The following is a 26,833-nucleotide window of genomic DNA, read 5'->3' on the forward strand; positions in this document are numbered from 1 at the left end:
TCTACTGGTGGTGGATGGTGAACGGCTGGGTGCGCGGATGCGCCGGCACGACCGTGAACGGTCCGACCGGTCGGGCGGCCAGCGAGCGGACACGCGCCAGGGCGAGCACGTGCGCGGGGGCGTTCCTGGGGACTGCAGCGGTGCGGGTCACGTCGGCTCCTCGTGGTGTGGTCACCGATGAGACGGACGCCGGACCCGTTTCGTCACACACGACGTCAGGGACGCACCCGGACGGTGCCGGTGTGCGCCCCTGACCGGGCCGCTTCGTGTGCTGAGCGGTCCTACTGCTGGATGAAGGCGAGCAGGTCGGGGTTGATGACGTCCGCGTGGGTCGTCAGCATCCCGTGCGGGTAGCCCTCGTAGATCTTGAGCGTCGCGTTGGGCAGCAGCTCCGCCTGCTTGATCGCTGCGGCCTTGTAGGGCACGACCTGGTCGTCGTCGCCCTGGGTCACGAGGACCGGGACCGAGATCGCCTTGAGGTCCTCGGTCTGGTCGGTCTCGGAGAACGCCTTGATGCCCTCGTAGTGGGCCAGGGCGCTGCCCGTCATCCCCTGGCGCCACCAGTTGGCGACCACCGGGGCGGACACCTCTGCCCCCGGCCGGTTGAAGCCGTAGAACGGCCCCTCGGCGACGGCCTGGAAGAACTCCGCGCGGTTCGCGGCGAGCGCGCTCCGAAACCCGTCGAACACCGAGATGGGCGTGCCTTCCGGGTTCGAGTCGCTCTGCACCATGATCGGCGGCACCGAGGACACCAGGACCGCCTTGGCGACCCGGCCCTGGGGCTCGCCGTACTGTGCGACGTACCGCGCGACCTGGCCACCGCCGGTCGAGTGGCCGATGTGGACCGCGTTCCGCAGGTCCAGGTGCTGCACGAGCGCGTCCGTGTCGCTCGCGTAGTGGTCCATGTCGTGTCCGGTGCCGATCTGCGACGACCGCCCGTGCCCGCGACGGTCGTGCGCGATCACGCGGTAGCCCTTGCCGAGGAAGAACAGCATCTGGGCGTCCCAGTCGTCCGAAGACAGGGGCCAGCCGTGGTGGAAGACGATCGGCTGCGCGTCGCGCGGCCCCCAGTCCTTATAGAAGATCTCTGCCCCATCGCTCGTGGTGACGAACGCCATCTCGTGCCTCCCTGGTTGTCTGTTCCACTCGTGACGCGGGCTGGCCGCTGCCTCCACGTCGGCGGGAGGCCGGAACTCGTTCACCGTAGTTCCGAGGGAGGCTCACCCGCTAGCACCAACGTGTCGGGCCGGCACGAGCGCGGCTTGGCGCACGGGCCCTGCGTGCGCCAGAGTGGCTCCATGCCGCTCGTCACCGCCGTCTGCCGCGTCGACCGCCTGCTGCCGGACTCCGGCATCATCGGCGTCACCGCGATCGACAAGCGCCCGGTCGCCGGCAGCGTCCGCGTCCGGCCCCTCGGCCTGCGTGCCGACGTGCAGGCGAACCGCAAGTACCACGGCGGTCTGGACCAGGCCGTGTACGCCTACGCCGACGAGGACGCCGCGTACTTCGCCGAGCTGCTCGACCGCGAGGTCACGCCCGGCCTGTTCGGCGAGAACCTGCGCACCAGCGGCATCGACGTCACCGGTGCCGTGACCGGGGAACGCTGGCGGATCGGCGACACCCTGGAACTCGAGGTCACGATCCCCCGGATCCCGTGCGGCACCTTCGCCAGGCGCATGGGGATCGACAAGTGGGTGAAGCGGTTCGCCGACGAGGGCCGACCCGGCGCGTACTTCCGCGTGGTCAAGTCCGGATCGGTGACAGCGGGCGACCCCATCGCGGTGACGTACCGGCCCGAGCACGGGGTGACCATCGGCGAGATCTTCAGCGACCTGTCGCCTGGACGTGCACGGGCCGTGCTCGAGTCGGGGGAACGGCTGGCGCCGAAGGTCGTGCAGGACCTGTCGAAGGTCGCCGCGCGGGCCTGAGCCCGTCGAGCCGCGTGCGTCCGCGCCGCTCCGTGCGTCCTGTCAGCTCCTTGCGTCCGGTCAGCTCCTTGCGTCCGGTCGGCCCGGCAGCGCGCCCCGCGACGGGTCGATCGGGCGCATCGCCACGGGCAGTCCCGCGACCACCAGGTCGTAGGCGTTCGCCACGAGGTCCTCGACCAGGGTCTCGTCGATGCCGCCACCCGGCGCCAGCGTGATCCAGTGCCGCTTGTTCATGTGCCACCCCGGCGTGATCTCGTCGTGGTCGCGCACCAGCGCCGCCCCGTGCGGCGGCGCGCACTTCAGGTTGACGATCGGTGTCCCGCGTACCTCGGTGACCATCACGAACATCTTGCCGACGACCTTGTAGACGACGGAGCCCTCGCCGAACGGCTGCGTCTCGACGGCCGCCGGCAGCGCCAGGGCCGTGCGGCTCGCGATCTCGTGCAACTGCTCGCCGTCCATCTGACCAGGATGCCCGAGGCCGCCGACAGCGCACCCCGTTCGGGGGCAGGTCGTGAGCGTCGATCACGTCGTAGGATCACCACGCCGCGTACCCGACGCGGCGATCGCTCGCGCGATCACCACCAGTTCCAGGGGGAACCCGTGCGCATCATCCGTACCCTCGGCATCGCCGCCGCCACCGCCGTCCTCGCGACCACCGTCGTCGTCGGCGGGACCTCGACCGCCCAGGCGGCACCGAAGTCCTACGCCAACTGCACCGCGGTGCACAAGGTCTACTCCGGCGGCATCGCGAAGAAGTCCGTCAAGAAGAACAAGGTCGTCTCCGGTGGCAAGGCCACCTACCGCGCGCTCAAGGGCACGGTGAAGAAGGACGACGCGCTGTACCGGGCGAACACCAAGCTCGACCGCGACAAGGACGGCATCGCCTGCGAGAAGAGCTGACGCTCCCGCTCGCTCGGTGACACCGGCAAGACACCGGTGTTCGCGTCCTGAACACCCGCACGCCGGGGTGCAATGCGTGAACACCGGTGTTTTGCGTGCCAGGCGCGGTGCGACGCGCTCAGAGCGACGGGACGCCCTCGTGCCCGGACCGGGGACGAGGCGTCCCGGCGACCCCGGTGACCACCGACCCCGCCGGTACGTCCTTCGTGACCACGGTGTTGGCGCCGACGACGGAGTCCGGACCGATCGTGATCGCCCCGATGAGCGACGACCCCGCGCCGAGCACCACGCGGTCCCCCACCACCGGATGCCGTCGGGCGCTCGGGCCGTGGTCGCCACCGCGTCCACCCAGGGTCACACCGTGGAACACGAGCACGTCGTCCCCGATGACCGCGGTCTCCCCGATGACGACACCCATGCCGTGGTCGATGAAGAACCGGCGGCCGATGCGCGCCCCCGGGTGGATCTCGATCCCGGTGACCGACCGCGCGACCTGCCCGAGCAGCCGCGCCGCGAACCGCGACCCGGGCAACCCCTGTGCGTTCCAGAGCCGGTGGGTCACCCGGTACGTCCAGATGGCGTGCAACCCGGAGTAGACGATCGCGTTCTCCAGGTCGCCGCGCGCAGCAGGGTCACCGCGGCGTGCTGCGGCCAGGTCCTCGCGGATGGTCCGCAGCACGCCTCGTCGGACGGGACGACTCACGCAGTGAGTCCCTCGAAGAGCACCGTCGACAGGTAGCGCTCTCCGGTGTCGCACACGATGGCGACGATCCGCTTGCCGGCGTTCTCGGGGCGGGCGGCGATCTCGAGGGCCGCGTGGATGATCGCGCCGGACGAGATGCCCGACAGGATGCCCTCCTCGGTCGCCAGGGCGCGGGCGACACGGAGTGCGTCGTCGAGCTCGACGTCGAACACCTCGTCGATGACGCTCTGGTCGAGGACCTCGGGGATGAAGTTCGCGCCGATGCCCTGGATCTTGTGCGGACCGGCCTTGCCCTCGGTGAGCAGGGGCGAGTCCTTCGGCTCGACGGCGACGATCTGCACGCCGGGCACGCGCTCCTTGAGCACCTGCCCGACCCCGGTGATCGTGCCGCCGGTGCCCACACCCGCGACGAACACGTCGACGTGCTCCTCGGTGTCGCGGAGGATCTCCTCCGCCGTGGTCTTCCGGTGGATCTCGGCGTTCGCGGCCGTCTCGAACTGGTGGGCGAGGATCGCGCCGGGGGTCTCCGCGACGATCGACTCGGCCTTGGCGACCGCGCCCTTCATGCCCTCGGGCCCGGGGGTCAGGACGATCTCGGCCCCGTACGCACGGATCACCGCACGGCGTTCGACGCTCATCGTCTCGGGCATCGTGATGACGACCCGGTACCCACGGGCGGCGCCGACCAGGGCCAGGGCGATCCCGGTGTTGCCGGACGAGCCCTCGACGATGGTGCCGCCGGCCTGCAGCGCTCCGGAGGCCTCGGCGGCGTCGATGATCGCGACGCCCAGGCGGTCCTTGACGCTGGCGCCCGGGTTGTAGAACTCGAGCTTCGCGAGCACCTCGGCGCCGCCCGCCTTCGGCAGGCGGTTCAGCTTGACGAGGGGGGTGTTGCCGAACGCCTGGGAGATGTTCTCGTAGATGGTGCCGCTCATCCGGTCCGTCCTTCGCAGCTCAGGTCGCGCATCGCTCTTCCTGGAGGCGCGGTGTGCGCCCGATCCTAGCCACCGGACCCCAGGTGGTCCTGTTCGTGACGGCGCGTGCGCGCCGGACCCGATTCGCGCATCCACGCCCGGGTCCCGGCCTGCGAAAGCGACAGGTGTCCGCGGAAGGTTCGCAGGGTTCTGTCGCTTTCGCGGGAGTGAGCACGACCAGCGCCGAGGAGAGTCGCTTTCGTGGCGCGATCGACCGCGTCAGCGCACGAACGCCGTCAGGGCGAACCGCTCGTCGGTCGCCTCGAGCACCCGCAGCACGTTGCCGCCGGCCAGCGCACGCAGGTCCGACTCGCCCCAGCCGCGGCGGACCAGCTCCGCCGCGAGCACCGGGTACCGCGACACGTCGCGCAGGTCCGGCGGCAGCACCGGGGTGCCGTCGTAGTCGCCGCCGAGGCCCAGGTGCGCCACACCGGCGACGTCGCGGGCGTGCTCGACGTGGTCGGCGACGTCCGACACCGTGACCAGGGGCGGTTCGCCGGCCATGCCCGACTCCTCCCAGTCGGCCCACACCCGCGACACGAACTTCGGCACGAAGGTGATCATCACGACGCCACCGTTGTCGGCGAGCCGGGCGAGCACGTCGTCGGGCACGTTCCGCGGGTGGTCGTCGATCGCGACGGTCGACGAGTGGCTGAACACGACGGGCTGGGTCGCGATGTCGAGGGTGTCCCGCATGGTGGCCGGGGCGGTGTGGGACAGGTCGACGAGCATGCCGATCCGCTCCATCTCGGCGACGACCTGTCGCCCGCGGTCGGTCAGGCCGCCGTGCGCCCGTTCCCCGGTCGCGGAGTCGGCCCAGGGGGTGTCGTCGTTGTGTGTGAGCGTCATGTACCGGACGCCGAGCCGCGCGAGGGTGCGGAGGACGGCCAGGTCGTCGCCGATCGAGTGCCCGCCCTCGGCGCCGAGCAGGGACGCGATCCGGCCGGAGTCGACCGCCGCACGGACCTCGGCGGCGGTGCGGGCAAGCTCGAGGTCGTCGGGGTAACGCTCGATGATCCGGTGTGCGAGATCGACCTGCTGCAGGGTGGTCGTCACGGGGTCCGGGTCGTCCGCGGGCACGAACACCGACCAGAACTGCCCGACCACGCCGCCGGCACGGAGCTTCGGGATGTCGGTGTGCAGCGAGTCGGTCTCGGTGTCGATGCCGTCGACGCCGGAGTCGTGGCTGTCACGGCGTTCCCAGGGCAGGTCGTTGTGGCCGTCGATGACCGGGAACGGGAGCGCGTCGAACGTCATCCCCCGACGCTACCGCCCGCGCCGTCGTGGCTAGGCTCGTTCTGTGCAGCCCGTCACCCTCCGCACCGAGCGCCTGGTGCTCTCGGTCCCCGAGATCAGCGATGCCGACGACGACCGGTCCGCCCCGACGATCTGGCCGACGTCGTGACCGTCTCGTTCCGTGTCGTGACGGAACTGCCGGTGCCGCCGGAGCGCGCCTTCGCACTGTCGCTCGACATCGGCGCGCACGAGCGCTCGATGGCAGCGACCGACGAACGCGCCGTCGCCGGCACGACGACCGGCACGATCGGCCTGGGCGAGACCGTCACCTGGCGGGCGCGGCACTTCGGGATCGTCTGGAAGATGACGAGCGGCATCACCGCCCTGGAGGCTCCCCACCGGTTCGTCGACGAACAGGTGCGTGGGCCGTTCGCCCGCTTCCACCACGAGCACCGGTTCGAGCCGTCGGCCGGCGGGACGCGCATGGTCGACACCATCACGTTCCGCGCTCCGCTCGGTCCGCTGGGCCGCCTGGCCGAGGTGCTCGCGTTGGCCCGGTACATGCCGAAGCTCATCGCCGACCGCAACGCCTCGCTCGCCGCCGAGCTGCGCGGCGGGGACGGCGATCAGGGCGCTGCGAGTTCCCCCAGGGCGTCGTAGGCGGTGGCGACGGCGTCGACCCGCACCCGGCCACCGGGACCCGAGGCGTCGTAGACGTCGTTCGTGATCGCCGCGACGACGGCGAACAGCGCGGCCATCGAGTCGAACGCCGACGGTGAGTCGACCGGGCAGAGGATCGCGGTGGTGGCGGGAGCGGCGATGACCGCGGCCGTCGGGTCGCCGAGCACGACGACGTCCGCGCCGGAGTCGACGCAGTGCCGGACGATCCGTTCGACCCCGGCGGTGTGCCGGCGCACGGTCACCAGGACGACGAGGTCGTGCCGGTCGAGGTCGGCGACCTCTTCGCCGAGCCGCTGCCCGGGCGACGGACCGACCCGGACGTCGGACCGCACCTGCGCCAGTTGGGACCGCAGTTGCAGCGCGATCGGGTAGGCCCCGCGTTCGCCGAGGACGAGCACCCGGCGGGCACGGACGATCCGACGGGCCAGCCGCGGCCGGTCCGCTCGGCCGAGGGACGCGAAGGCTGCGTCGAGGTTCCGTGCCTCCACCGCACGCTGGTCGACGTGGGCGGCGTCCTCGGCGACCCACGGCAGGCCCGAGCCCCGCGCCGACATCAGGTTCTGCCGGACCTCGGCGGCGTCCTGGAATCCCAGGGACCGCACGAGTCGCGAGACCGTGGCCTTCGAGGTGCCGGACTCGGCCGCGAGTTCAGCGGAGGTGCCGACGAGCAGGAGTTCCGGATCGTGCCGCACCATGGCGGCGACTCGTCGTTCCGCGGGCGAGAGCTGTTCCCAGACGGAGTCGATCCGGGCGCGGACGTCGGGGCCGGCGGTGCTCATGCGCGTGCCACCCGATCGACGGCGACGGCCAGGGCGTCGAGGCCGAGGGCGATGTCCGGCGTCGACACGAACTCGTCCGGGTGGTGGCTGATGCCGTCGGGGTTGCGGAGGAACAGCATCGCGACGTCGGTGATGAGCCCGAGCGACATCGCGTCGTGGCCGGCTCGTGAGAACAGCTCCATCGGTGCGGCTTCGCCCGTCGACACGATCCCGGCGCGGACGGCGTCCATCAGCCGGGGCGAGCAGAACACCGCGGGCGCACGGTGCACCTCGGTCGGGGTGACGCTCACCCCGCGCCGTTCACCGATGAGCGTGAAGGCCTTGGTGAGTTCGTCCCAGACCTCGTCGCGCTCGTCGTCGAACTCGCCCCGCAGGTCGACGGAGAACCGTGCGAGTCCGGGGACCACGTTGACGGCTCCGGGTTCGACGGTCATCGTGCCGACCGTGCCGACCTGGTGCGACGCCCGGCAGATCCGTTCCACCGCCAACGCCGCTTCGGCAGCGGCGAGCAGGGCGTCGTGCCGTCGTTCGTAGGGGGTGCCGCCGGCGTGCCGGGCTTCCCCCACGGCCTCGACCGAGAACCGCCGGGCACTCGCGATGCTCGTGACGACCCCGAGGGCCTGGCCGGCCTGCTCCAGGTGCGGCCCCTGCTCGATGTGCGCTTCGAGGTAGCCGACCACGGAGGCCGGGTCGACCGCAGCGTCACCGACACGCTCCGGGTCGAGGCCGAAGTCGGTGAAGGCCTGCCGCAGGGTCGTGCCGTCATCGTCGGCAAGGTCCCACCAGGCGTCGTCCCAGACCCCGGCCACGGCGGACGACCCGAGCAGTGCCTTGCCGAAGCGGGTGCCTTCTTCGTCGGAGAACGCGATGACCTGGAGTGCGACGGGCAGCGGGCCGTCGGCGGTGAGCCGGGCGGCGGTGCGGATCGCCATGAGCACCCCGACGATGCCGTCGTACCGGCCGGCGTCCACCACGGTGTCCAGGTGGGAGCCGAGCAGCAGCACGGGGGCGTCGGGCGTCGCGCCCGCGGCCCGACCGTGCAGGTTGCCGGCGGCGTCCTGCCACGTGGACAGTCCGGCGTCCTGCATCCAGCCCGCGACGAGGGCGTTGGCCCGAGCGTGCTCCGGCGACAGGTAGACGCGGGTGATCCGGCCCGGTTCGGCGCTGAGGGCGGCGAGCTCGTCGCACCAGCCGGCGACGAGTTCGGCGTCGGCGGTGCCCACGGCGGTCGCGTTCAGGACGGGCACGGCGCTCACGCGAGCACCTCGGCCTGGGTGCGAGCGGTGGCGGTGGCGGTGGGGTCGCGGAAGACGTCGAGGGCGGCGTCGACCCCGCCGCCGTGCGGCACCGCGTGCCCTGCCCGACGCAGGGCGTGCTCGAGCGCGGCCAGGGTCGTGACGACGGTGTCCTTCCGCGCGTTGTAGCCCATGGTGCCGATGCGCCAGACCCGCCCGTGCAGCGGCCCGAACGACGTGCCGATCTCGATGCCGTGGTCGTCGAGCATCGCGGCGCGGACCTGGTCGCCGACCACGTCGGACGGGATCTCGACGGCGACGACGTTGTGCATCTTGTGGGCGACGTCGCCGAAGACCCGGAGGCCGAGTGCCTGCACGCCGTCGAGCATCGCGCGCCCGGCGGTCTCGTGGCGGGTGACGACGGCGTCGCGGCCTTCTTCGAGCAGGATGCGGGCGCACTCGTGGGCGGCGTAGAGCATCGACGCAGCCTCGGTGTGGTGGTTCAGTCGGCGCGGACCCCAGTAGTCGAGGATCATCGCGAGGTCGAGGTAGTTCGAGCGGATCGGTTCGTCGGCGACGACGTCGCCGGGTTCGCGGATGCCGGCCTCGACGCTCCGCCGCTCGTCGAGCACCGCCACGGCCTTCGGCGACAGCGTGACGGGAGCACTGCCGGACGGGCCGCCGAGGCACTTCTGCAGCCCGGCGCTCACGGCGTCGATCCCCCAGGCGTCGACCTCGAGCGGGTTGCCGCCCACGGTCGCGGTCGCGTCGGTGTAGAGCAGGACCCCGTACCGCTCGCAGATCACACCGAGCTCGTCGAGCGGCTGGTTCATCGTCGTCGAGGTGTCGCCCTGCACGACCGCCAGCACCTTCGGCCGGACGCGGGCGATGGCCGACTCGATCGCGGACGGCGTGAAGACCTGGCCCCACTCGGTCTGGATGGTGTGGACTTCGGCACCGGCACGGCCGGCGATCTCGGCGAGCAGGTGTCCGAACCGGCCGAACACCGGCACGAGCACGCGGTCCCCCGGGGAGAGCAGGGACACGAGCACCGCTTCGATGCCCGCGCGCGAGGTGCCGTCGACGAGCAGCGTGGCGTCGTTCTGCGTGCCGAACACACGGCGGTAGAGCGCCTGCGTCTCGTTCATCGTCGCGGTCATCCACGGGTCGTACTGGCCGACGAGCGGCGTCGACAGCGCCCGGAGCACGCGCGGGTCGGCGTCGATCGGCCCCGGGCCCATGAGGAGACGGGCAGGTGGGTTCACTGGGAGCATGGTGGTTCCTTCCGTTCCTGATCCGACGATACCGGAACGATCGTTACAGGGGTGTTTCCGACGCGAGCACGGGACGACCGGCCAGCTGACCCTCGACCCGCACCACGCCGCCGTCGGCCGTGGCGATGCGACGGCCACGGAGCCAGGTCTCGGTGACGCTGCCGCGCACGCGGAGCCCGTCGAACGCCGAGACCGGGTTGCGGTGCTCGAGCCCGGCGACGTCGACCACGGACCGGGCAGCGGGGTCGAACACGGCGAAGTGGGCCAGCGCGCCGGGCGCGATCACGCCGCGGTCGTGCAGCCCGACCAGGGCTGCGGGACCGGTCGTGAACAGCGGCAGCAGTGCCTGGAGCGGGACTCCGCGGCGCTCGGCCTCGGTCCACACCGCCCGGAACCCGACCTGCAGCCCGGCGACCCCACCCCAGGCCAGGCCCCAGTCGTCGGTCTTCAGGTCCGCGGTGGAGGGCGAGTGGTCCGACACCACGAGGTCGATCGTGCCGTCGAGCACGCCCGCCCACAGCGCGTCGCGGTTGGCGTCGTCACGGATCGGCGGACAGCACTTGTAGGCGGTCGCGCCGTCCGGGATCGTGCCCGCCTCGAACGACAGGTAGTGCGGACACGTCTCGACCGTGATGCGCACGCCGTCGTCCTTCGCCGCGCGGAGCATCGGCAGCGCGCCCGCGTCGGACAGGTGCAGCACGTGCACCCGTGCCCCGGTGGCCCGTGCGCCGTCGATGACCTGCGCGATCGCGGACCGTTCGGCGGCGACGGGCCGGGTGGCCAGGAAGTCCGCGTACCGGCCACCGAGCGCCTGGTGCGGCACGAGGTGTTCCGGGTCCTCGGCGTGCACGATCAGCAGGGCGTCGATCCGCGCGACCTCGGCGATCGCGGCGCGGAGCTGATCGGGGTCGAGGTGCGGGAACTCGTCCACACCGCTCGGCGCCGTGAAGCACTTGAAGCCGAAGACGCCGGCGTCGTGCAGGGCGTCGAGCGTCCCGAGGCTCGCGGGGACCGCACCGCCCCAGAACCCGACGTCGACCGCCACCCGGCCCTCGGCGCTCGCCCGCTTGACGGCGAGCGCCTCGACCGTGGTCGTCGCGGGGATCGAGTTGAGCGGCATGTCCACGATCGTGGTGACACCGCCCATCGCAGCGGCCCGGGTCGCGGATGCGAAGCCCTCCCACTCGGTGCGGCCGGGCTCGTTGACGTGCACGTGGGTGTCGACGAGCCCGGGGAGCAGTACCTGCCCGTCCGGCACGGTGTGGTCCTGCACGGTGTCGACGACCGCATCGACCGGCAGGACGTCGGTGACCCGTCCGTCGTGGACGACGACCGCGGCCGGACGGAACGTGCCGTCGACCCAGGCTCGGTGCGCGCGGACGACGAGGTCGGCGGTGGCGGCCGCCGCCGGGAGGCCCGTCACGCGCCCGCCCCGGCCGTCGCGACCGCCACCGGGTGGCGTTCGAAGCCGGCCAGCAGCCCCGACATCGCCTTCGTCGGCGGCAGGGCGTACTCACCACGCTTGCCCGTGGACACCCCGAGGCGGACGAGCGACTCGGCCAGGACCGTGGCAGCCGCGACACCGTCGACGACCGGCGCCCCGATCGCGAGCGAGATCTCGGCGCAGAAGTCGGCCATGCCCGCACACCCGAGCACGACGGCATCGGCTCCCCCGTCGATGACGGCTCGGCACTCCTCGGTCACGAGCGCCCGCGCACCGGACGCGGGGTCGTCGAGCTCGAGCACCGGGACCTCGCACGCACGGATCTCGGTGACGAGCGGTGCGAACCCGTAGCGCTGGGCGAGCTCGTGGGCGCGGCCGGTCGTCCGCGTCAGGGTGGTGACGACGCCGAACCGGCGGCCGAGCATCGCGGCGGCGTGGAACCCGGCCTCGGCGATCCCGATCACCGGCACCGTCGCGAGTTCCCGCGCGGCGTCGAGCCCCGGGTCCCCGAAGCAGGCGACGACGAAGGCGTCCACCCCGTCCTGCTCACCGCGGGCGATCTGCTCGAGCAACCCGGGGACGGCCAGGGCCTCTTCGTAGTGGCTCTCGATCGAGGACGGCCCCATCGTGGGCTCGACCGCTTCGATCAGGGTGCCGGGCGCGGCGACGGCCTGGGCTGCGACGCCGATCGAACGCGTCATCGACGCGGTGGTGTTGGGGTTGACGACGCGGATGCGCATCGGGGTCCTTCCGGTGGAGCGGGTGGAACGAGTGGAGCGGTGGAACCGGTGGTGCTGGGTGGTGACCATCGTGGCGGGGCCGGGGCGGACCTCCCGGCCGTGGTGTGGATCCGTGGACGAGCGAGCGTCGCGACCCGCCCTGTGGAGGACGGGCCGCGACGCCGACGGTCAGGCGCGACCGACGGCCGCGCCGTCGTCGACCGTCGGGTCGTCCGCGTCGAGCACGGGCATGCTCGGCCGGGCGCGCTCGAGTGCCCAGAAGACGACGAGGCCCAGGCCGCAGCCGATGAACCAGCTGTAGCTCGACAGCCACGGCAGCACGCCCAGCGCCGGGGGCAGGACCGCGCTCGCGACCGAGACCGCGCCGGTGACCACGAGGGTCCAGATGGCGTTCGGGTTGAAGCCGCCGCGGTACCAGTACCGGGCAGTGCGGCTGGTGGAGTACATGTCGTCGATCGCGATGCGCTGCTTGCCGACGATGTAGTAGCCCGCGATGAGGATGCCGAACAGCGGGCCGATCAGCGCACCGAGCACACCGAGCGTGTACAGGATCGCCTGGTCGTTGCCGTACCAGTTCCACGGGGTGAGGAGCACCGAGCCGACGGCGGCGATCATGCCGCCGGCACGCCACGAGATCTTCCGGGGCGCCACGTTCGAGAAGTCGAACGCGGGGCTGATGAAGTTCGCGACGATGTTGATGCCGACGGTCGCGGTGACGAACGTCAGGCCACCGAGCAGGATCGCGAAGGGTGCTCCGATGGCCTGCACGGTCTCGATCGGGTCGGTGATGAGCTTGCCGAACACCGGCACCGTCGCACTCGCGCAGAGCACCGTCAGGACCGAGAAGAACAGGAAGTTGATCGGCAGTCCCCAGAAGTTGCCGCGCTTGACCGCCCGGAACGACCGGCCGTAGCGCGAGAAGTCACCGAAGTTCAGCATCGGGCCGGAGAAGTAGCTGACCACCAGGGCGACCGCGGACAGCATCACCGGGATCGACGCCCCGAACGACAGCGGCTCGCCCGCCGACAGGGTGAACGAGATGTTGCCGATGCCCGCCTGGCTGACCAGGTAGACCGCGAGCACGATCATCACCACGTAGACCGCCGGTCCGGCCCAGTCGATGAACCGCTTGATGGCCTCCATGCCCATCCAGAACAGCGCCCCCTGCGCCACCCAGAGGATCGCGTACGAGATCCACCCCAGGGCCGACAGCCCGAGGAACGAGTGGTCGAGCAGCCCCGCCGACGCCGGGATGAACTTGAGGAAGATGATGTTCAGCGACTGTGCTGCCAGGAAGGTCTGCACGCCGTACCAGGCCATCGCGATGAGACCGCGGATGATGGCGGGGACGTTCGCGCCGAGCACTCCGAACACCGCGCGGTTGATCACGGGGTACGGCACTCCCGTGCGCTGCGACGGCTTGGCGACCAGGTTCGCGAAGACCTGCACGATCAGGATGCCGACCACCAGGGCGATGAGCACCTGCCAGCTCGCGATGCCGAGGGCGAAGAGCGACCCGGCGGTGACGTAGCCGCCGACCGAGTGCACATCCGACATCCAGAAGGCGAAGAAGTTGTAGCTCGTCCAGCGCTGCTCGCGGAGCGGGGCGAGGTCCTCGTTCGTGAGCGCCGGGTCGTACCCGGGCTTGACGACGCCGGCACCCGCCGGGGCAGGAGCGGCGGTCGTGGTGGGGGCGTGGGGCGCGGCGACTGGTGTCGCGATGTCGGTAGCCATGGCGTCCTCCGAGGGAGTGGGAAGCGGGGCGGTGCGTGCTTGAGCACGAAGCTACGGAGCGACTTCGCCCCCGCCGTTTCCCTCGTGTAACGGTCGTGTGTCCCGGCCCCCGTCCTGGAACGACCGTTCCGGAAGGTCGCAGGAGACCCGCACTGCGGCTTGCCGCATCGATGGGCACGCACCCCGCACGGACCTCGCCCGGACAGAAGCGGCGGCGACTACCGGTGGTACGAATCGACCATGAGCAGGGGAATCAGGATCGATCACGTGGGCGTCACGGTGCCGGACATCGACGCAGCCACGGAGTTCTTCGAGGCGGCGTTCGACGCCGTCGTCCTGTACGACATGCGCCGTCGTGACGAGATGCCGAACAGCAGTCCCGAGGCCCACGGGTACCTCGGGATCCCGAGCACCATGGCGCAGGGGGCCATGCGGATGCTCGCGCTGCCCGAAGGCCCGGGGCTCGAGCTGTTCGAGTACCTGGGACCCGAGCAGCGGTACGCCGCACACCCGTCCGACCTGGGGTGGCAGCACCTGGCGATCTACGCCGACGACCTGGACGAGACGCTCGCCCGGGTCGAGGCGGCCGGGGGCACCCGGAACTCCGACCCGCGCGACCTGCGTGGTGACGAGGCGGGGGCCGGCAACCGGTTCGTCTACACCCGCACGCCGTGGGGATCGACGCTCGAGCTCGTCAGCTACCCGACGCCGCAGCCGTACCTGGTGTATGCGCCGCGGCCGAAGTGGGCGCCGTGGCCGATGCCGGACGACGTCTACCCGGTGCCGGCACCAGCCGTGCACTGACGAGCAACCGCCGCACCGACCGACCAACCAAGAAGCAACACACCGACCAGCAGACCGCCCCTCAGTGCCGGGGCACCTGCCCCGTCCGCCGCACGGCCCGTTCGAGCAGTTCGACGTCGATCCCGACGTGCTGCCGGGCGATCACGCCCGCCTCGGGTGCGCGGCCAGAACACACCGCGTCCACCAGCCGTTCGTGCTCGTGGAGCGCACGGGTCTCCATCTCCGCCATGCCCTCGGCCGTGCCCCACAGGTGCGCCGGAGCGGCGATGGAGATCTGCGCTTCCAACCCGGCGAGCGCCGTCCGCAGGGCGTCGTTCCGCGCGGCGTCGATGATCGTCCGGTGCAGCACGGCGTCGGCCTGCTGCTTCTCGAGACCCGAGGTGGCGTCGCGGAACACCTCGAGCCGTGCCCGGATCAGGGCGGCGTCCTCCGGGGTCACCCGTTCCGCGGCGGCCGTGGCGAGCGCCCCGTGCAGCAGCGCGATGGCGTCGGCGGTGTCCTGGATCGCCTCCCACCGGGCGAGCAGCACCCGCCCGACGGCGTCCGACGAGCTGTCCGGCCACTCGGTGCGGACGAACGTGCCACCGCCCCGGCCTCGACGGGTCTCGAGCAGCCCCCGTTCGACGAGCCGGGCGATCGCACTGCGAACGGTGACCCGGGCGACGCCGAGCAGGCCGGCCAGTTCGCGTTCCGGCGGCAGGTTCGCGCCGGGCAGGTACTCGCCCACGGCGACGGCGGTCACGAGGCGGTCCTCGACCTCGTCGACGCGCGTCTCGGTCGCACGATCGGACACACGGACCCCCCTTCACGGTGTTACGACCACGTTAAGGCAGCAGAAAAGGTATTGCGTGGGACCTTTTTCCGCTCCATGCTGACCCCCATGTCCAGCATCACCGAATCCACGATGCCGTTCCGCGACGGCGAGACCTGGTACCGGGTCACCACGCCCGACACCCCGGTCGCCGGCGCGCTGCCCCTCGTCGTCCTGCACGGCGGGCCCGGCATGGCCCACGACTACCTCCGGAACCTCGCGGCCCTGGCCGACGAGACCGGCCGGACCGTCGTCCACCACGACCAGTTCGGCTGCGGCCGGAGCACCCACCGCCCGGACGCCCCGGCCGACACCTGGCAGCCGCAGCTGTTCGTCGACGAGTACACAGCCCTGGTCGAGCACCTCGGGCTCGGCGACCACCACGTGCTCGGGCAGTCGTGGGGCGGCATGCTCGGCGCCGAGATCGCGGTGCAGCAGCCCGCGGGCCTCCGCTCGCTGGCGATCTGCAACTCCCCCGCGTCGATGCAGCTCTGGGTCGACGGCGCCGCCGAGCTCCGCGCGCAGCTGCCCGCCGACGTGCAGGACGCCCTGACCCGGCACGAGACGGCCGGCACCGTCGACGACCCCGAGTACCTTGCGGCGACGCAGGTCTTCTACGAGCGGCACGTCTGCCGCGTGGTCCCGAGCCATCCGGACTTCGTCGACTCCGAGGAGCAGATGGAGCGCGAGCCGACGGTCTACCACACGATGAACGGCCCGAACGAGTTCCACGTCGTCGGCACGATGCGCGACTGGACCATCGTCGACCGGCTCGACCGCGTCGCCGTGCCGACGCTCGTCGTCGCCGGCGAGCACGACGAGGCCACCCCCGCCACGTGGGCCCCGTTCGTCGAGCGGATCGCCGACGTCCGACAGCACGTCTTCCCCGGCGCGAGCCACTGCTCGCACCTGGAGCAGCCGGCGGAGTTCCGCCGGGTCGTCGGGGCCTTCCTGGCCGCGCACGACGACGCCTGACCCGGCCACGACCATCCCTGGAGGCGCGGGGGGGGGGCCCCCCCCCCCCCCCCCCCCCTCCAGTCCGTCTCTTCGTCACCACCCGAGCGTCTGGCCGTCCTCCAGGAACACGCCGGTGGGGCCCTCCGGGCCCGCGCTCGCGGCGGCCGCGATCGTCGCGGCGCTGACCTCGACGGGGCGACCGTGCGGGTTCGGCATACCACCGAACTCGGTGGCCGTGTACCCGGGCTCAATCGCGACGAAGTGCACCTCGGGCACGACGCGTGCGTACTGCACCGTCAGCATCGAGACGGCGGCCTTGGACGCCCCGTAGACCACGGCAGGAACGGTGGACGCCGGCTTCGACGGGTCGTGGGTGGCGGTGAAGGAGCCGAGCGCGCTCGACAGGTTCACCACGATCGGGTTCGCCGAACGACGCAGGAGCGGCAGCGCGGCCTCGGTCGCGCGGATCGTGCCGACGGCGTTCGTGTCGAAGACGGCGAGCGCCTCGGGGCCGTTCTGCCCCCAGACGGCGATGCCGGCGTTGTTGACCAGCACGTCGAGTCCGCCGTTCGCGTCGACGTGGGCGAAGGCCGCGGCGACCGAGTCGTCGTCGCGGACGTCGAGCTGGACGGAGCGGGCGCCGATCTCGGCGGCGACCGCGGCGCCCTGGTCGGCGTTCCGTGCGCCGATCCAGACGGAGTGGCCCGCCTCGACGAGCTGACGGGCGGTTTCCCGGCCGAGGCCGCGGGTGGCCCCGGTGATGAGTGTCGTTGTCATGGGTCCAGCGTCGTACTCGGCGACGACCGCAGGGAGTCGACCGGTTGTCGTAGGACCGGCAGGGCCAGGACCCGGCCGCTCGGCGCGCGCAGACTGGGGGCATGGCGGACACGGACTTCGGGCACACCCTGCGGCGGCTGCGCGACCACGTCTCTCCCGATGCCGTCGGCGTGGTCGTCGGGCCGCGTCGGAGAGCGGCCGGGCTGCGTCGAGAAGAGCTGGCACAGCTCGCGGGGATCTCCGCCGACTACCTGACCCGGCTCGAGCAGGGGCGCGCGACCTCGCCATCGGCCCAGGTCGTCGAGGCGCTCGTGCGGGCGCTCCGGGTCACCGATGCCAACCGCGAGCTGCTCTACCGGCTCGCCGGGCACGCGGTCCCGGGCGCCGACGTGGTGCCGTCGCGGATCCCGCCGAGCGTGCAGCGACTGCTCGACCGCCTGGCGGACACCCCGGTCGCGGTGCTCGACGCCGCGGGCAACCTGCTCGTCGCCAACGCCCCGTACGACGCACTGATGGGGCCGGTCGACGCGCTGCGCGGGAACAACCGGAACACGACGTGGCGGCACCTGGTCGGCTCCGGCAGCCGTGCCGTGCACACACCACAGGAGCAGGCGGTGTTCGAGGCGAACCTGGTGGCGGGGCTCCGGATGACCGCAGCCCGCTACCCGCTCGACCGCCAGCTGCAGCACCTCGTGCGGGAGCTGCGGGCGGCGAGCCCGCGGTTCGTTGAGCTGTGGGACTCGGGCGGGACCGCGCCGGGCGAGACCGCCCGGCGGAAGGTGATCGACCACCCGGACGTCGGGCTGCTCACCCTGGACTGCGACACCCTGGTCGTCGGGCCGGAGGACCTGCGGATCCTGGCGTACACGGCGGAGCCCGGGTCGGTGGATGCGGAGCGGCTGGCGCTGGCTGTTGTGGTGGGGACGCAGTCATTGGTGGGGTGAGGCGGGGGCGGGGGCGGGTCGGGCGGCGTTCCGTGCGGGTCGGCGTGTCCGGGCTCCTCGTGGCCGGACTAGCGAGCGGGCCGCACAGGTTTCCGCGGTGAAAGCGCAAGGGAACCACGACTGTGGAGGACGAGCAGGACCAGCCCGAGGGCCACCGGGAGCGCCACCACCGTGACGGACCCGCTCCCGACGTCGATCGCGCGGACCCCGTTCACGGCGAGGGTGCTGCACGACCGCGATGCGACGCGGCTCCCCCACTTCGCGGGTGATGCGCACCCTGCGGCTCAAAGACGCCTCACAGGTTGGCTACGATCCGAGAGCGCCGGCTTCCGGCGATCGCACTCGTCCGGCTGTTGTCGGACGGCACACCCGAGGGGACAACCCATGCCACACAGCACTGCATCATTCCGACGCGCATGCGCGATCGGCGCGACGATCGCCGTCATCGGACTGAGCACCGGCTTCGGGGCACTGTCCGCCACCGCCGCCGAGCTGCCGGAAACGTCGGCGAGCACGTCGCCCAGCTCCGACGTCACCCCCGCCGAGGGCACCGTCACCGTTGCGGACGCCGCCGAGTCCGCGCCCACGGCGACGACTCCTGCCACGCCCGTTCCGGAAGCCGCTGACGACACGGAAGCGCCCGCGGACGAAACCACCGCGCCCAGCAGCACTCCGACCGCCCCGGCGACGTCGACTCCTGCCGCGGACCCCGCCGCCACACCAGGGGCGACCATCACCGGGGACGCGACCGTGGGCAGCACGCTGACCGCGACGGGGACGGACTTCACCGGCACGTTGTCCTACGCATGGACGAGCGACGGCACCGCCCTGCCCGTCACGACCGGGTCGTACGTCGTCACCGCTGCCGACGCGGGCAAGGTCATCACCGTCACGATCACGGGTGACGACGGCCAGACCGCGACCGCGACGACCGCCCCAGTCACCCAGACACCGTCGTTCCCCGATGCGTCCACCGAGGACGAGCCGGTCATGCTGACGACGACGGCCGGTGAGCGCTTCGCCCACACGTTCGCCGCGGACGGGTTCCCGAAGCCGACGTACTCGGCCGAGTACTACTCGCTCGACGACCCGTACGGCGACGAGCCCGGCCAGGACGAATCGAGCTACCTCCCCTACGGGCTGTCGCTCGACCACGCCACCGGCGTGCTGTCCGGCACGACCAGGTACTCGGGCACGTACGCGTTCCGCATCGACGCGACCACCGGCTCGACGACGGCCTCGCAGTTCGTGAACATCACCGTGGACGCGACGACACCACTCGGCGTGCGGGTCACGGCAGAGGACAAGGACACGTTCCTCACCGCGCACTCCACGAGCTGGGTCATCGAACGCAACGGCGCCGTCTGGACCTTCCAGAACGAGACCACCCACGACCCCGACGGCGGGTACACCGTCTTCGGCGCCGGCTTCGAGGGCGGGCAGCCGACCATCGACCAGGGCGGCACCCTGCTGGTCAGCGGCAACCTCGTCGACCGTTTCGGCAACGAGGTCGACGACGCCGACGGCTACCCGGCACCGTTCACGGTGACGTCCGACCACGCCTCCGACGTCATCGTGCCGAACACCGACCCGTGGGCAGGTGCCGAAGTGACGTTCCCGCACGCGTCGACCCACGCCCTGACCGTCGCGTCGAGCAGCTTCGCGACCGCGTTCACGGTGGACGTCCGTCCGACCGCTTCGACCGTGGTGACCCCCGCCACTCCGACGGGCGCCATCGCCGCCGCAGCCCCGACCGGTCGACTGGCCTACACCGGGAGCGACGCGATGCACCTGCTGCCGTGGGCGGCGGGACTCGCACTGACCGGCGTCGGTGTGATCACCCTGCAGGCCCGTCGACGGAAGCAGCACTGACCCACCACTGACGAAGCACCGAGGGACTCAGGACACGTGCTGGTCCCTCGGCCCTTCGCTGCGAGACCGCCTGAACCCTTCGGAGAAGGCCCACAGGTCGCTCCCACCGCCCTTGTCCGGCTCGACCGGCGTCCATAGGCTCCCGCTGTCAGACGATCGTCTGGTATCGAGAGCGGAACGAGGACGGGCATGAACGACGACACGCAGGTCAGCATGAACCGAGTGCACTGGACCGGCGGCGTGCCCCGGAGCGCAGTGGACGCGCTGCTCCACGACGGCGGACTGGCGGTGGTCCCCACCAAGGTCGGCTACATCCTGATGACCTCGGACCGCGCGGGCCTGGAGCGGAAGTTCGACGCCAAGGAGCGCAACCGGAACAAGCCCGGCGTCGTCCTCGTGAGCTCGCTCGAGATGCTGCGCAGCATCGCACAGCTCACCCCCGAGATCGACGCCCTGTACCAGCGGTGCTGGGACGAGGACATCCTGCTCGGCTGCATCCTGCCCTGGAGCGACCAGGGCCGGGCCGCGCTGCCGACCGACGGCTCGGACGACCTGATGATGGACACCCGCGGCACGTCCTGCTTCGTCATCAAGTTCGGCGTCCCTGGCGAGCTCGCCGCCCGCGAGCTCTGGACGGAGCACGGCAAGTTCGCCTTCGCGAGCTCCGCCAACCCGTCGGGCACCGGCAACCGCGGTGTGGTCGACGGCATCGGGGAGCGCATCGCCGAACGTGCCGACGTGATCGTCGAGGCGGACGACTACGTCGCGTCCATCCAGCCGGAGAAGAGCACCGAGACCCGCTACGAGCAGGGCGTCATGGTGTCGATGGTCGACAGCTCGGGAACCCTGATCCCGGTGCAGGACGGACAGCGCTCGATCACTCCCGCCCCCACGCTCATCCGCAAGGGGCTCGACGTCGACCGGATCATGGGGCTGCTCGCCGACACGTTCACCAGCTGGGACTACCGACAGGGTGAGTACTACTGAGCCCGCACGGACGCCTCGGCACCGCCGTCTCGGCAGGAGACCCGGACACGACGCCGGGCACCAGGCGTGCGGCGAGACCAACGGCACGGAAGCGTCTGTCGCGTGAGGACGCCTCGAGCCGCATCACGGCGTTCGCGTACGGGAACATCGTGATCCTGGGCACGATCGCACCGATGGTCCCGGACACCGCCGCGAGTGGTCGGGGGCTCTGGTACGTCCTCGCCACCGCGTTCTCGACCTTCCTGGCGCACACCTTCGCCGAGTTGGTCGGCCGCCGTGCGCGGAGTGACCAACGGCTCGCCGGGGAGACCATCGGAGCCGAGCTGCGCGACTCGCTGCCCGTCCTCACCTCCGGTCTCGTCCCGGCGGCCGTCCTCGCCTACGCCTGGCTGACCGGCGCGTCCGGGCTGGTGGCCGAGATCCTCGCGATCGCGTACCTCGTGGTCCGGCTCGCCCTCCTCGGCCCCGTCGTGGCCCGGCTCCGCGGGGAGAAGCCGTCCCCGCGCACGTTCGCCGCCGGCATCGTCCTCGCACTCGTCGGAGTCGGCATCGCCCTGGTCAAAGCCGGTCCCGGCTTCTGAGGCCGGCCGGAGCACCGGGCAGGACACCGACGGACCGGATCGGGCAGTCCAGGTGGTCCAAGGAGCGCTCTGCACCGTCACACGGGCAGATCGTCCGGGACCGCCGCGACCGCCTCGATCTCGACCAGCTGGTCGTCGTAGCCGAGCGCCGTGACCCCGAGCAGGGTGCTCGGCACGTCGTGCGTGCCGAAGGCGTCGCGGACAACGTCCCACGCGGTGACGAGGTCGGCCTGTCGCGAGGACGCCACGAGCACGCGGGTGCTCACGACGTCCTGGATGGACGCGTCAGCGGCACGCAACGCCTGCTGCATCGTCTCGATGCACCTGGCGGCCTGGCCCGCGTAGTCCCCGACCGCGACGGTCGACCCATCAGGGGCGAGCGGGCAGGCCCCGGCGAGGAACACGAGCCGCGTCCCGCTCGGCACGGTCGACGCGTACGCGTACTGCGCCACATCGCTCAGGACGTCGGACCGGATGAGACGGACTGCGCTGGCCATGCACGTCATCCTGCCAGCCGCGATGCTCCGGGCCCGGGTACCTCAGGCGCAGTACTCGTACGGCAACATCGCGGTCGACCCCACCCAGATCGCGCCCACGGTGGCGCCGTCCGTCCCGAGCTGGAACGTCATGTAGCGTCCGTCGGCCTGCACGCTCCACATCGAGTACGGCCCCTGGTCCTCACCGTAGGTGCCGGTGTACTGCAGGTCCGGGTACGCGGAGCGCACCTCGGTCAGGGGCGTGCCGATGCCGATCCCGGCGTCGGTCTCGGGCGAGTTCGTCGTCACCGGATCCGGCCCCAGCCCACCGATGGTCACGCCCACGACCTTGCCGTCGCGGGGGATGACGATGAGGCCGGGAGCGTCATCTCGGTTCCAGAACGTCGTCTCCGGGCTGGCCGGACACGCATCCGTGCTCCGGGTGTAGGCGGCTGCCAGGTCGTCGATCTCCCCCTCCACCTCGCCGCCCAGCGCGATCGGCCCGACCTCCTTCGTGGAGATGGTCCAGGTTGCCGGGTCCGACAGGTCGAACGCCGTTCCCGTCGCAGTCGGGGACGGCGTGGGCGTCGGGGTGCCGGGGTCGGCCGTCGGGGTCGGCGTCACCGTCGCGGTCACGGTCCGGGTCGGCGTCGGAGCGGACGGCCCGGAACACGCGGTCAGCGTCGCCGCCGCGAGGAGTCCGAGGGTCACGCCGGCGGTCCGGATGGTGCTGTTCACAGGGTCTGGTTGCCGATCATCGTCTGGTCCTTCCGTGGGTGGACGTCGAACGGGTCCCCGCCCGCAGGCGGGGACCCGACCGGCGTGGGCGCGACGAAGCGGCGCCGACCGGTGACCCCCGCGCCGTTGCGATGGCCGATCCACCGTACTTCGAGCCTCCACGGGGAACGGAACCCCTCGGTCGCCATCGCAACCAGAGCGTTACACAGCTTCCGGCGCGGTGATCAGTCGGCGTCCTCGACGTCGAACACGACGACCCGCGCACTCGCCGCCCCGATGAAGTCCGCCACCGGCCGGTGCTCCGGGTGCGGCAGGTACCCGGCGAGCGCGACACGATCACGGAAGCGGACGACGAGCATCCAGTGGAACCCGCCCTCCAGTCCCTCGGTACTCACGCTGGTGCCGGACTGCACCGACTCGACCCCCTCGACCCGTGGCAGGTGCGCACGCGACAGGGCCGAGGCCTCGGCGGAACGGTTTGCCCCGTCCCACTCGACCAGCACGGTGTGCGTCACTCCGGACACGTGGTCCCCTTCCTCGAACGCAAGAACGCCAGGTCAGAACGCCGGCGTCCCACCGGCGATCGTGATCGTCGACCCGGACTGGTAGCTCGACTCCGGGCTGACCAGGTGCACGTAGGCGGCACCGAGCTCGGCGGGCTGACCGGGACGGCCGAACGGCGAGCTCTCGCCGAAGTGCGACACCGTCTCGGCGTCGTCGGAACCCGGCTGCAGCGGCGTCCACACCGGGCCGGGCGCGACGGAGTTGACCCGGATGCCCTTCGGCGCGAGCTGCTGCGCGACGGCCTCGGTGAAGAGCTTGATCGCACCCTTCGACACCGCGTAGTCGATCTTGTCCGGGGACGGCGTGGACGCCTGGATCGAACCGGTCGTCACGATGGTCGACCCGGGCTCCAGGTGGGGAACCGCGGCCTTGGTCAGCCAAAACAGCGAGTAGATGTTGGTCTTGAAGGTGGAGTCGAACATCGAGGTGTCGAGCGTGAGGATGTCGTCGTTGCTCTCCATGCGGCCCGCGACCATCACCAGGGTGTCGAGGCCGCCGAACTCGTCGACGCCCTTCTGCACCAGGTCCGTGCAGTACTGCTCGTCGGAGATGTCCCCGGGGAACAGCACGGCCCGACGGCCCTCGGACTCGAGCAGGTCGCGGACCTGTTCCGCGTCCTCCTGCTCATCCGGCAGGTAGGAGAGCACCAGGTCCGCGCCTTCGCGTGACAGGGCGATGGCGGCGGCACGGCCGATACCGGAGTCGGCACCGGTGACGACGCCGCGGTACCCCTTCAGGCGGCCGAGCCCGACGTAGCTGTCCTCGCCGTGGTCGGGCTTCGGTTCCATCTTCCACGCGGCGCCCGGCAGCGACTGTTCCTGCTTCGGGTACGGCGGTGCCGGGTAGAGGGTGTTCGGATCGCGCTTCTCGTACTGGCTCATGGCCCCACTGTCGTCGTCGTGCCCCGGACGGGCGCTCAGCTGGCAGCTGGCGGGCGCAGGCGACCCCGCGCCCTGAAGACGGGTGTGGACGCCACTGGAGGCGCGGTGCCAGCTGGCACCGCGCCTCCAGTGGGTCAGCTGGTTCAGACGCCGGCCGTGGTCTTGATCCAGGACGAGGCCTGCGACAGCAGGGCGTAGTTGGAGCCGGCCTTGGTGTTGGCGCCGGGGTCGGCGCTGTCGCCGGTGGAGCAGACGGCGACGACCTTGCCGTTGACGAGCAGCGGGCCGCCCGAGTCGCCGTGGTTCGAGGCACCGGTCACGCCGGTGAGGTGCTGGGCCCGACCGCTGAAGGCGTCGGTGCTCGCGCCGGTGAGCGAGACGGTGGCCTGGTACAGGCCGTCGGACTGGGTGGCGTTGGCCCGCAGGCCGTAGCCCTGGATGGTGCCGGTGCCGCTCGACTTGGCGGTCGCGGTGAGGTCGAGGGGTGCGTAGGTGGACAGCGGGTAGGCGGTCCGCAGGTGCACGAGCGCGATGTCTCCGGCGGGCGAGGTGCTGATGCGGTCGACCGAGACGGCCGTGCCGCGGTTGACGGTGGAGTTGGAGTGGTAGACCCGCATCGCGCCGATCCCGTCGATGCAGTGCCGGGCGGTGAGGACCCACGAGGCGTTGAGCTGCTCGCCGGTGCAGTTGCTGACGTACCCCGAGGGGATGGAGCCGCCGGATGCTTCGAGCTGCACGGCCCACGAGGTGGTGGGGGCCTTCTCGCCGCCGACGACCTTCGTGCTGACGGGCAGCGCGGACGCGGGCGAAGCGGCGAACACGCCGGCGGTGATGACGGCGACCGCGGCGAACGCGGCTGCGATGGACTTCTTCATGACGACTCCTCTGTCGGTGAAGCACCTACCAGTTGCGTTGTGCAACTGATGCGCCATCCTTGCCCCTTGCTCAGGGTTCGCACCAGTCCGCACTTCGACGGACGCGGGCGTCGATCGTGTCCTCGCAGGCCGGTACCGGTCGTCCGGTACGCGAACTGGCTGGGCGGTGCGCCAACGGTCTCGTCGTAGCGTCGGGTGCATGACGACGAGTGACGAGACCGCTTTCCCGGACCGGGTCGCGCGGGTCTTGGAGCCGGGTCTCGACGTGCTCGACGCCGTGGACCGCGTCATCGCGGCGTGCGTCGAGGCGACCTCGGCGATCGAGGCAGGCATCGTCATCGCGGACCGGTTCGGCACACTGCAGGTCCTGGCCTCGACGAGTGAGCGCAGCAGCGAGGCCGAAGAAGCCCAGCTCGGGACGGACGAGGGCTCGTGCCTCGACTGCTACCGGACCGGCACGACCGTCGACGTGGCCGACGTGTCGACGCACGAGTCGGAGTGGCCGGCATTCGTGACGACGATGCGTGACCGCGGGCTGCAGGGCACGTTCGCCGAGCCGATCCGGTTGCGGGACCGGACGATCGGCTCGCTGTGCGTCTTCGCCGACCACACCCGCGGCCACAGCGACGAGGACGTCGTGCTGATCCAGCTGCTCGCCGACGCCGCTTCGGCTGCCCTCGTGCGCCAGCGGGACCGTGGTGGCCCCGTCACGATCGAGGACCGGGTCGAGGACGCCCTCGGGGCGCGGGTGCTCGTCGAGCAGGCGAAGGGTGCGCTCGCCTACCGGCGGGGCATCCGGATGGACGAGGCGTTCCAGCTGCTGCGAGGTGCTGCGGCCGACGCCGGCCGCAGCCTCCGCGCGCTGGCCGAGGACGTCGTGCACCGGGGCGCCGACCTCGGCAGCACCGGCTAGGCCCGTCGGGTCCGCGGCCCGTCCGGCTCCGTCCGCAGCACCAGGCCGTGGTGGTCGGTGGTGAGCGTCACCGCGACCACCTCGCCGAACGCATCGCCGTCGAGCTGCACGCGCTCGGGGGTGTCGACGGTCAGCCGGAGCGTCCGCGCCCGGGTGTACCGGAGCGCACGTGACGTCGGCAGGACCCGGGCCAGGAGCCGCCCGAACCGGGTGCGCGAGAAGAACCGGTTGAGCGTCAGGGCGTACCCGACCTTCGTCCACCCGAACCACCCGGCGGGCCGGAACGCCACGGCGTCGAGGACCCCGTCGTCCGGTCGCGCCGCGGGCAGCAGCAGGATGCCGGCGGTCAGCGTGCCGCAGTTCCCGACGATGATCGTGTGCGCGCTCATGCTTCGGAGCGGGGCGTCGTCGATCCCGTAGTGCACCGGGATCTGCCGGTTGCCGATGACGGACCGGGCGATGGGGTCCGAGTAGGCCACCCACCCCAGGCGCTTCTTGACCCAGGCGTTCGTGTCCGCCGCCATGCTCGCGTCGAGGCCGATGCCGGTCATCACCAGGAACGCGTGGGACGTGGTGACGCCGGCCGGGTCGGTCAGGTCGGCCAGTCCGACGTCGATCGGGCGGTCGACCCCGGTGAGGCCCGCACGAACGGACCGCTGGAGGTCGCCGAGGGGCAGGCCGAGGTTGCGCGCGAACAGGTTGCCGGTGCCACTCGGGAGGAGCGCCACCGGGATCCCGGTGCCGCGGAGCTCCTCGGCGACGATCCGGAGCGTGCCGTCGCCGCCGGCGACCAGGACGACGCTCGGGTGTGCCGCGCACGCCGCCCTGGCGGCCGCGCGTCCGTCGTCGTCGGCGCTGGTGGTGAGCCAGAGCGACTCGTCCCATCCGTGCGCGCGCTCCTCGGTGCGGAGCACGGCCCGGAGCCGGGCCGCGTCGATCTTGGTCGGGTTCACGACCACGGCGGCGCGCAGCGGGCCGGGTTCGTTCGGGGGCGTCGGCATGCGGTCGGTGCGGGGGTTCCT

The 26,833-nt window shown here is 71.6% G+C and carries 30 protein-coding genes; 10 read left to right on the forward strand and 20 right to left on the reverse strand.

Annotation, left to right across the window (positions count from 1 at the left end; genetic code table 11):
* Position 1: 1 nt before the first annotated feature.
* The gene (locus tag ITJ50_RS01945) at positions 2-151 is read right to left on the reverse strand and encodes a hypothetical protein (RefSeq protein ID WP_156155306.1); all 150 of its coding nucleotides are present in this window, start codon (positions 149-151) and stop codon (positions 2-4) included.
* Positions 152-281: 130 nt separating this feature from the next.
* The gene (locus ITJ50_RS01950) at positions 282-1,118 is read right to left on the reverse strand and encodes an alpha/beta fold hydrolase (RefSeq protein WP_017888503.1); all 837 of its coding nucleotides are present in this window, start codon (positions 1,116-1,118) and stop codon (positions 282-284) included.
* A gap of 180 nt (positions 1,119-1,298) precedes the next feature.
* Here ITJ50_RS01950 and ITJ50_RS01955 point away from each other — a divergent pair, with 180 nt between their 5' ends.
* Entirely contained in the window at positions 1,299-1,928 is a 630-nt protein-coding gene (locus ITJ50_RS01955) for an MOSC domain-containing protein (protein ID WP_228499935.1), read from the forward strand.
* 60 nt (positions 1,929-1,988) lie between these two features.
* On the opposite strand, the gene ITJ50_RS01960 is transcribed toward ITJ50_RS01955, so the two are convergent.
* On the reverse strand, positions 1,989-2,390 hold the full coding sequence (locus ITJ50_RS01960; protein WP_194589805.1) for an MmcQ/YjbR family DNA-binding protein: 402 nt from the start codon (positions 2,388-2,390) through the stop codon (positions 1,989-1,991).
* A gap of 141 nt (positions 2,391-2,531) precedes the next feature.
* On the opposite strand from ITJ50_RS01960, the gene ITJ50_RS01965 reads away from it, so the two are divergent.
* On the forward strand, positions 2,532-2,831 hold the full coding sequence (locus tag ITJ50_RS01965; protein ID WP_017888500.1) for an excalibur calcium-binding domain-containing protein: 300 nt from the start codon (positions 2,532-2,534) through the stop codon (positions 2,829-2,831).
* A 118-nt stretch (positions 2,832-2,949) separates the two neighbouring features.
* Here the strand turns inward: ITJ50_RS01965 and epsC are convergent, their stop codons facing one another.
* From epsC to ITJ50_RS01980, 3 genes are all read right to left on the reverse strand, one after another.
* Positions 2,950-3,534: a serine O-acetyltransferase EpsC gene (gene epsC, locus ITJ50_RS01970; RefSeq protein WP_235045701.1), complete on the reverse strand. Its 585-nt coding sequence runs from the start codon at positions 3,532-3,534 to the stop codon at positions 2,950-2,952.
* Complete coding sequence (gene cysK, locus ITJ50_RS01975) at positions 3,531-4,469, reverse strand: cysteine synthase A (RefSeq protein ID WP_017888498.1); 939 nt, start codon at positions 4,467-4,469, stop codon at positions 3,531-3,533. The genes epsC and cysK overlap by 4 nt, the downstream gene beginning before the upstream one ends.
* 258 nt (positions 4,470-4,727) lie before the next feature.
* The gene (locus ITJ50_RS01980) at positions 4,728-5,765 is read right to left on the reverse strand and encodes a dipeptidase (protein WP_194589806.1); all 1,038 of its coding nucleotides are present in this window, start codon (positions 5,763-5,765) and stop codon (positions 4,728-4,730) included.
* Between the two features lie 144 nt (positions 5,766-5,909).
* On the opposite strand from ITJ50_RS01980, the gene ITJ50_RS01985 reads away from it, so the two are divergent.
* Positions 5,910-6,404, forward strand: a complete 495-nt coding sequence (locus ITJ50_RS01985) for an SRPBCC family protein (RefSeq protein ID WP_056070522.1) — start codon at positions 5,910-5,912, stop codon at positions 6,402-6,404.
* Here ITJ50_RS01985 and ITJ50_RS01990 read toward each other — a convergent pair.
* The 6 genes from ITJ50_RS01990 to ITJ50_RS02015 form a co-directional block, all read right to left on the reverse strand.
* Positions 6,371-7,204 carry a MurR/RpiR family transcriptional regulator gene (locus tag ITJ50_RS01990; RefSeq protein WP_017888494.1) on the reverse strand — a complete coding sequence of 278 codons (834 nt, stop codon included), beginning with the start codon at positions 7,202-7,204 and terminating at the stop codon, positions 6,371-6,373. The genes ITJ50_RS01985 and ITJ50_RS01990 overlap by 34 nt on opposite strands.
* Positions 7,201-8,460 carry an allantoate amidohydrolase gene (locus tag ITJ50_RS01995; protein WP_194589807.1) on the reverse strand — a complete coding sequence of 420 codons (1,260 nt, stop codon included), beginning with the start codon at positions 8,458-8,460 and terminating at the stop codon, positions 7,201-7,203. The genes ITJ50_RS01990 and ITJ50_RS01995 overlap by 4 nt, the downstream gene beginning before the upstream one ends.
* Positions 8,457-9,713, reverse strand: a complete 1,257-nt coding sequence (locus ITJ50_RS02000) for a pyridoxal-phosphate-dependent aminotransferase family protein (RefSeq protein WP_194589808.1) — start codon at positions 9,711-9,713, stop codon at positions 8,457-8,459. The genes ITJ50_RS01995 and ITJ50_RS02000 overlap by 4 nt, the downstream gene beginning before the upstream one ends.
* A gap of 43 nt (positions 9,714-9,756) precedes the next feature.
* Positions 9,757-11,136 carry an allantoinase AllB gene (gene allB / locus ITJ50_RS02005; protein ID WP_194589809.1) on the reverse strand — a complete coding sequence of 460 codons (1,380 nt, stop codon included), beginning with the start codon at positions 11,134-11,136 and terminating at the stop codon, positions 9,757-9,759.
* Positions 11,133-11,897 (reverse strand): aspartate/glutamate racemase family protein, encoded by a 765-nt coding sequence (locus tag ITJ50_RS02010; RefSeq protein WP_194589810.1) that lies wholly within the window; start codon positions 11,895-11,897, stop codon positions 11,133-11,135. The genes allB and ITJ50_RS02010 overlap by 4 nt, the downstream gene beginning before the upstream one ends.
* A gap of 168 nt (positions 11,898-12,065) precedes the next feature.
* Positions 12,066-13,631, reverse strand: coding sequence for an NCS1 family nucleobase:cation symporter-1 (locus ITJ50_RS02015; RefSeq protein ID WP_194589811.1), 1,566 nt, complete (start codon positions 13,629-13,631; stop codon positions 12,066-12,068).
* Positions 13,632-13,871: 240 nt separating this feature from the next.
* On the opposite strand from ITJ50_RS02015, the gene ITJ50_RS02020 reads away from it, so the two are divergent.
* Positions 13,872-14,435 carry a VOC family protein gene (locus tag ITJ50_RS02020; RefSeq protein WP_042538151.1) on the forward strand — a complete coding sequence of 188 codons (564 nt, stop codon included), beginning with the start codon at positions 13,872-13,874 and terminating at the stop codon, positions 14,433-14,435.
* Between the two features lie 61 nt (positions 14,436-14,496).
* Here ITJ50_RS02020 and ITJ50_RS17725 read toward each other — a convergent pair whose 3' ends face one another.
* Positions 14,497-15,228: a FadR/GntR family transcriptional regulator gene (locus ITJ50_RS17725; RefSeq protein ID WP_017888487.1), complete on the reverse strand. Its 732-nt coding sequence runs from the start codon at positions 15,226-15,228 to the stop codon at positions 14,497-14,499.
* A gap of 87 nt (positions 15,229-15,315) precedes the next feature.
* On the opposite strand from ITJ50_RS17725, the gene ITJ50_RS02030 reads away from it, so the two are divergent.
* The gene (locus ITJ50_RS02030; RefSeq protein WP_228499932.1) at positions 15,316-16,221 is read left to right on the forward strand and encodes a proline iminopeptidase-family hydrolase; all 906 of its coding nucleotides are present in this window, start codon (positions 15,316-15,318) and stop codon (positions 16,219-16,221) included.
* Positions 16,222-16,296: 75 nt separating this feature from the next.
* Here the strand turns inward: ITJ50_RS02030 and ITJ50_RS02035 are convergent, their stop codons facing one another.
* Positions 16,297-16,980: an SDR family NAD(P)-dependent oxidoreductase gene (locus ITJ50_RS02035; protein WP_194589813.1), complete on the reverse strand. Its 684-nt coding sequence runs from the start codon at positions 16,978-16,980 to the stop codon at positions 16,297-16,299.
* A 101-nt stretch (positions 16,981-17,081) separates the two neighbouring features.
* Here ITJ50_RS02035 and ITJ50_RS02040 point away from each other — a divergent pair, with 101 nt between their 5' ends.
* The 4 genes from ITJ50_RS02040 to ITJ50_RS02055 all read left to right on the forward strand — a co-directional run bounded on the left by ITJ50_RS02040 (position 17,082) and on the right by ITJ50_RS02055 (position 21,364).
* Positions 17,082-17,924: a helix-turn-helix transcriptional regulator gene (locus ITJ50_RS02040; protein ID WP_194589814.1), complete on the forward strand. Its 843-nt coding sequence runs from the start codon at positions 17,082-17,084 to the stop codon at positions 17,922-17,924.
* A 384-nt stretch (positions 17,925-18,308) separates the two neighbouring features.
* Positions 18,309-19,796, forward strand: coding sequence for a putative Ig domain-containing protein (locus tag ITJ50_RS02045; RefSeq protein ID WP_042541237.1), 1,488 nt, complete (start codon positions 18,309-18,311; stop codon positions 19,794-19,796).
* Between the two features lie 189 nt (positions 19,797-19,985).
* Positions 19,986-20,783, forward strand: coding sequence for an L-threonylcarbamoyladenylate synthase (locus ITJ50_RS02050; RefSeq protein WP_017887570.1), 798 nt, complete (start codon positions 19,986-19,988; stop codon positions 20,781-20,783).
* A gap of 149 nt (positions 20,784-20,932) precedes the next feature.
* A complete protein-coding gene (locus tag ITJ50_RS02055) occupies positions 20,933-21,364 on the forward strand; it encodes a hypothetical protein (protein WP_240048690.1) in 432 nt (143 codons plus the stop codon).
* 77 nt (positions 21,365-21,441) lie between these two features.
* Here ITJ50_RS02055 and ITJ50_RS02060 read toward each other — a convergent pair whose 3' ends face one another.
* From ITJ50_RS02060 to ITJ50_RS02080, 5 genes are all read right to left on the reverse strand, one after another.
* Positions 21,442-21,861, reverse strand: a complete 420-nt coding sequence (locus ITJ50_RS02060) for a RidA family protein (protein ID WP_194589815.1) — start codon at positions 21,859-21,861, stop codon at positions 21,442-21,444.
* A 42-nt stretch (positions 21,862-21,903) separates the two neighbouring features.
* Positions 21,904-22,578, reverse strand: a complete 675-nt coding sequence (locus ITJ50_RS02065; RefSeq protein ID WP_071251748.1) for a hypothetical protein — start codon at positions 22,576-22,578, stop codon at positions 21,904-21,906.
* 224 nt (positions 22,579-22,802) lie between these two features.
* The gene (locus ITJ50_RS02070; protein WP_194589816.1) at positions 22,803-23,102 is read right to left on the reverse strand and encodes a Dabb family protein; all 300 of its coding nucleotides are present in this window, start codon (positions 23,100-23,102) and stop codon (positions 22,803-22,805) included.
* A gap of 33 nt (positions 23,103-23,135) precedes the next feature.
* The gene (locus ITJ50_RS02075; RefSeq protein WP_194589817.1) at positions 23,136-24,023 is read right to left on the reverse strand and encodes an SDR family oxidoreductase; all 888 of its coding nucleotides are present in this window, start codon (positions 24,021-24,023) and stop codon (positions 23,136-23,138) included.
* A 143-nt stretch (positions 24,024-24,166) separates the two neighbouring features.
* Positions 24,167-24,898, reverse strand: coding sequence for a S1 family peptidase (locus ITJ50_RS02080; protein WP_017887577.1), 732 nt, complete (start codon positions 24,896-24,898; stop codon positions 24,167-24,169).
* Positions 24,899-25,097: 199 nt separating this feature from the next.
* Here ITJ50_RS02080 and ITJ50_RS02085 point away from each other — a divergent pair, with 199 nt between their 5' ends.
* Entirely contained in the window at positions 25,098-25,811 is a 714-nt protein-coding gene (locus tag ITJ50_RS02085) for a GAF and ANTAR domain-containing protein (protein WP_194589818.1), read from the forward strand.
* Here the strand turns inward: ITJ50_RS02085 and ITJ50_RS02090 are convergent.
* A complete protein-coding gene (locus tag ITJ50_RS02090) occupies positions 25,808-26,812 on the reverse strand; it encodes a diacylglycerol/lipid kinase family protein (RefSeq protein WP_056073268.1) in 1,005 nt (334 codons plus the stop codon). The genes ITJ50_RS02085 and ITJ50_RS02090 overlap by 4 nt on opposite strands.
* Positions 26,813-26,833: the final 21 nt, after the last annotated feature.

This window comes from Curtobacterium sp. VKM Ac-2889 (assembly GCF_015350855.1).
In the GTDB taxonomy this organism is placed as follows: Bacteria; Actinomycetota; Actinomycetes; order Actinomycetales; family Microbacteriaceae; genus Curtobacterium; species Curtobacterium poinsettiae.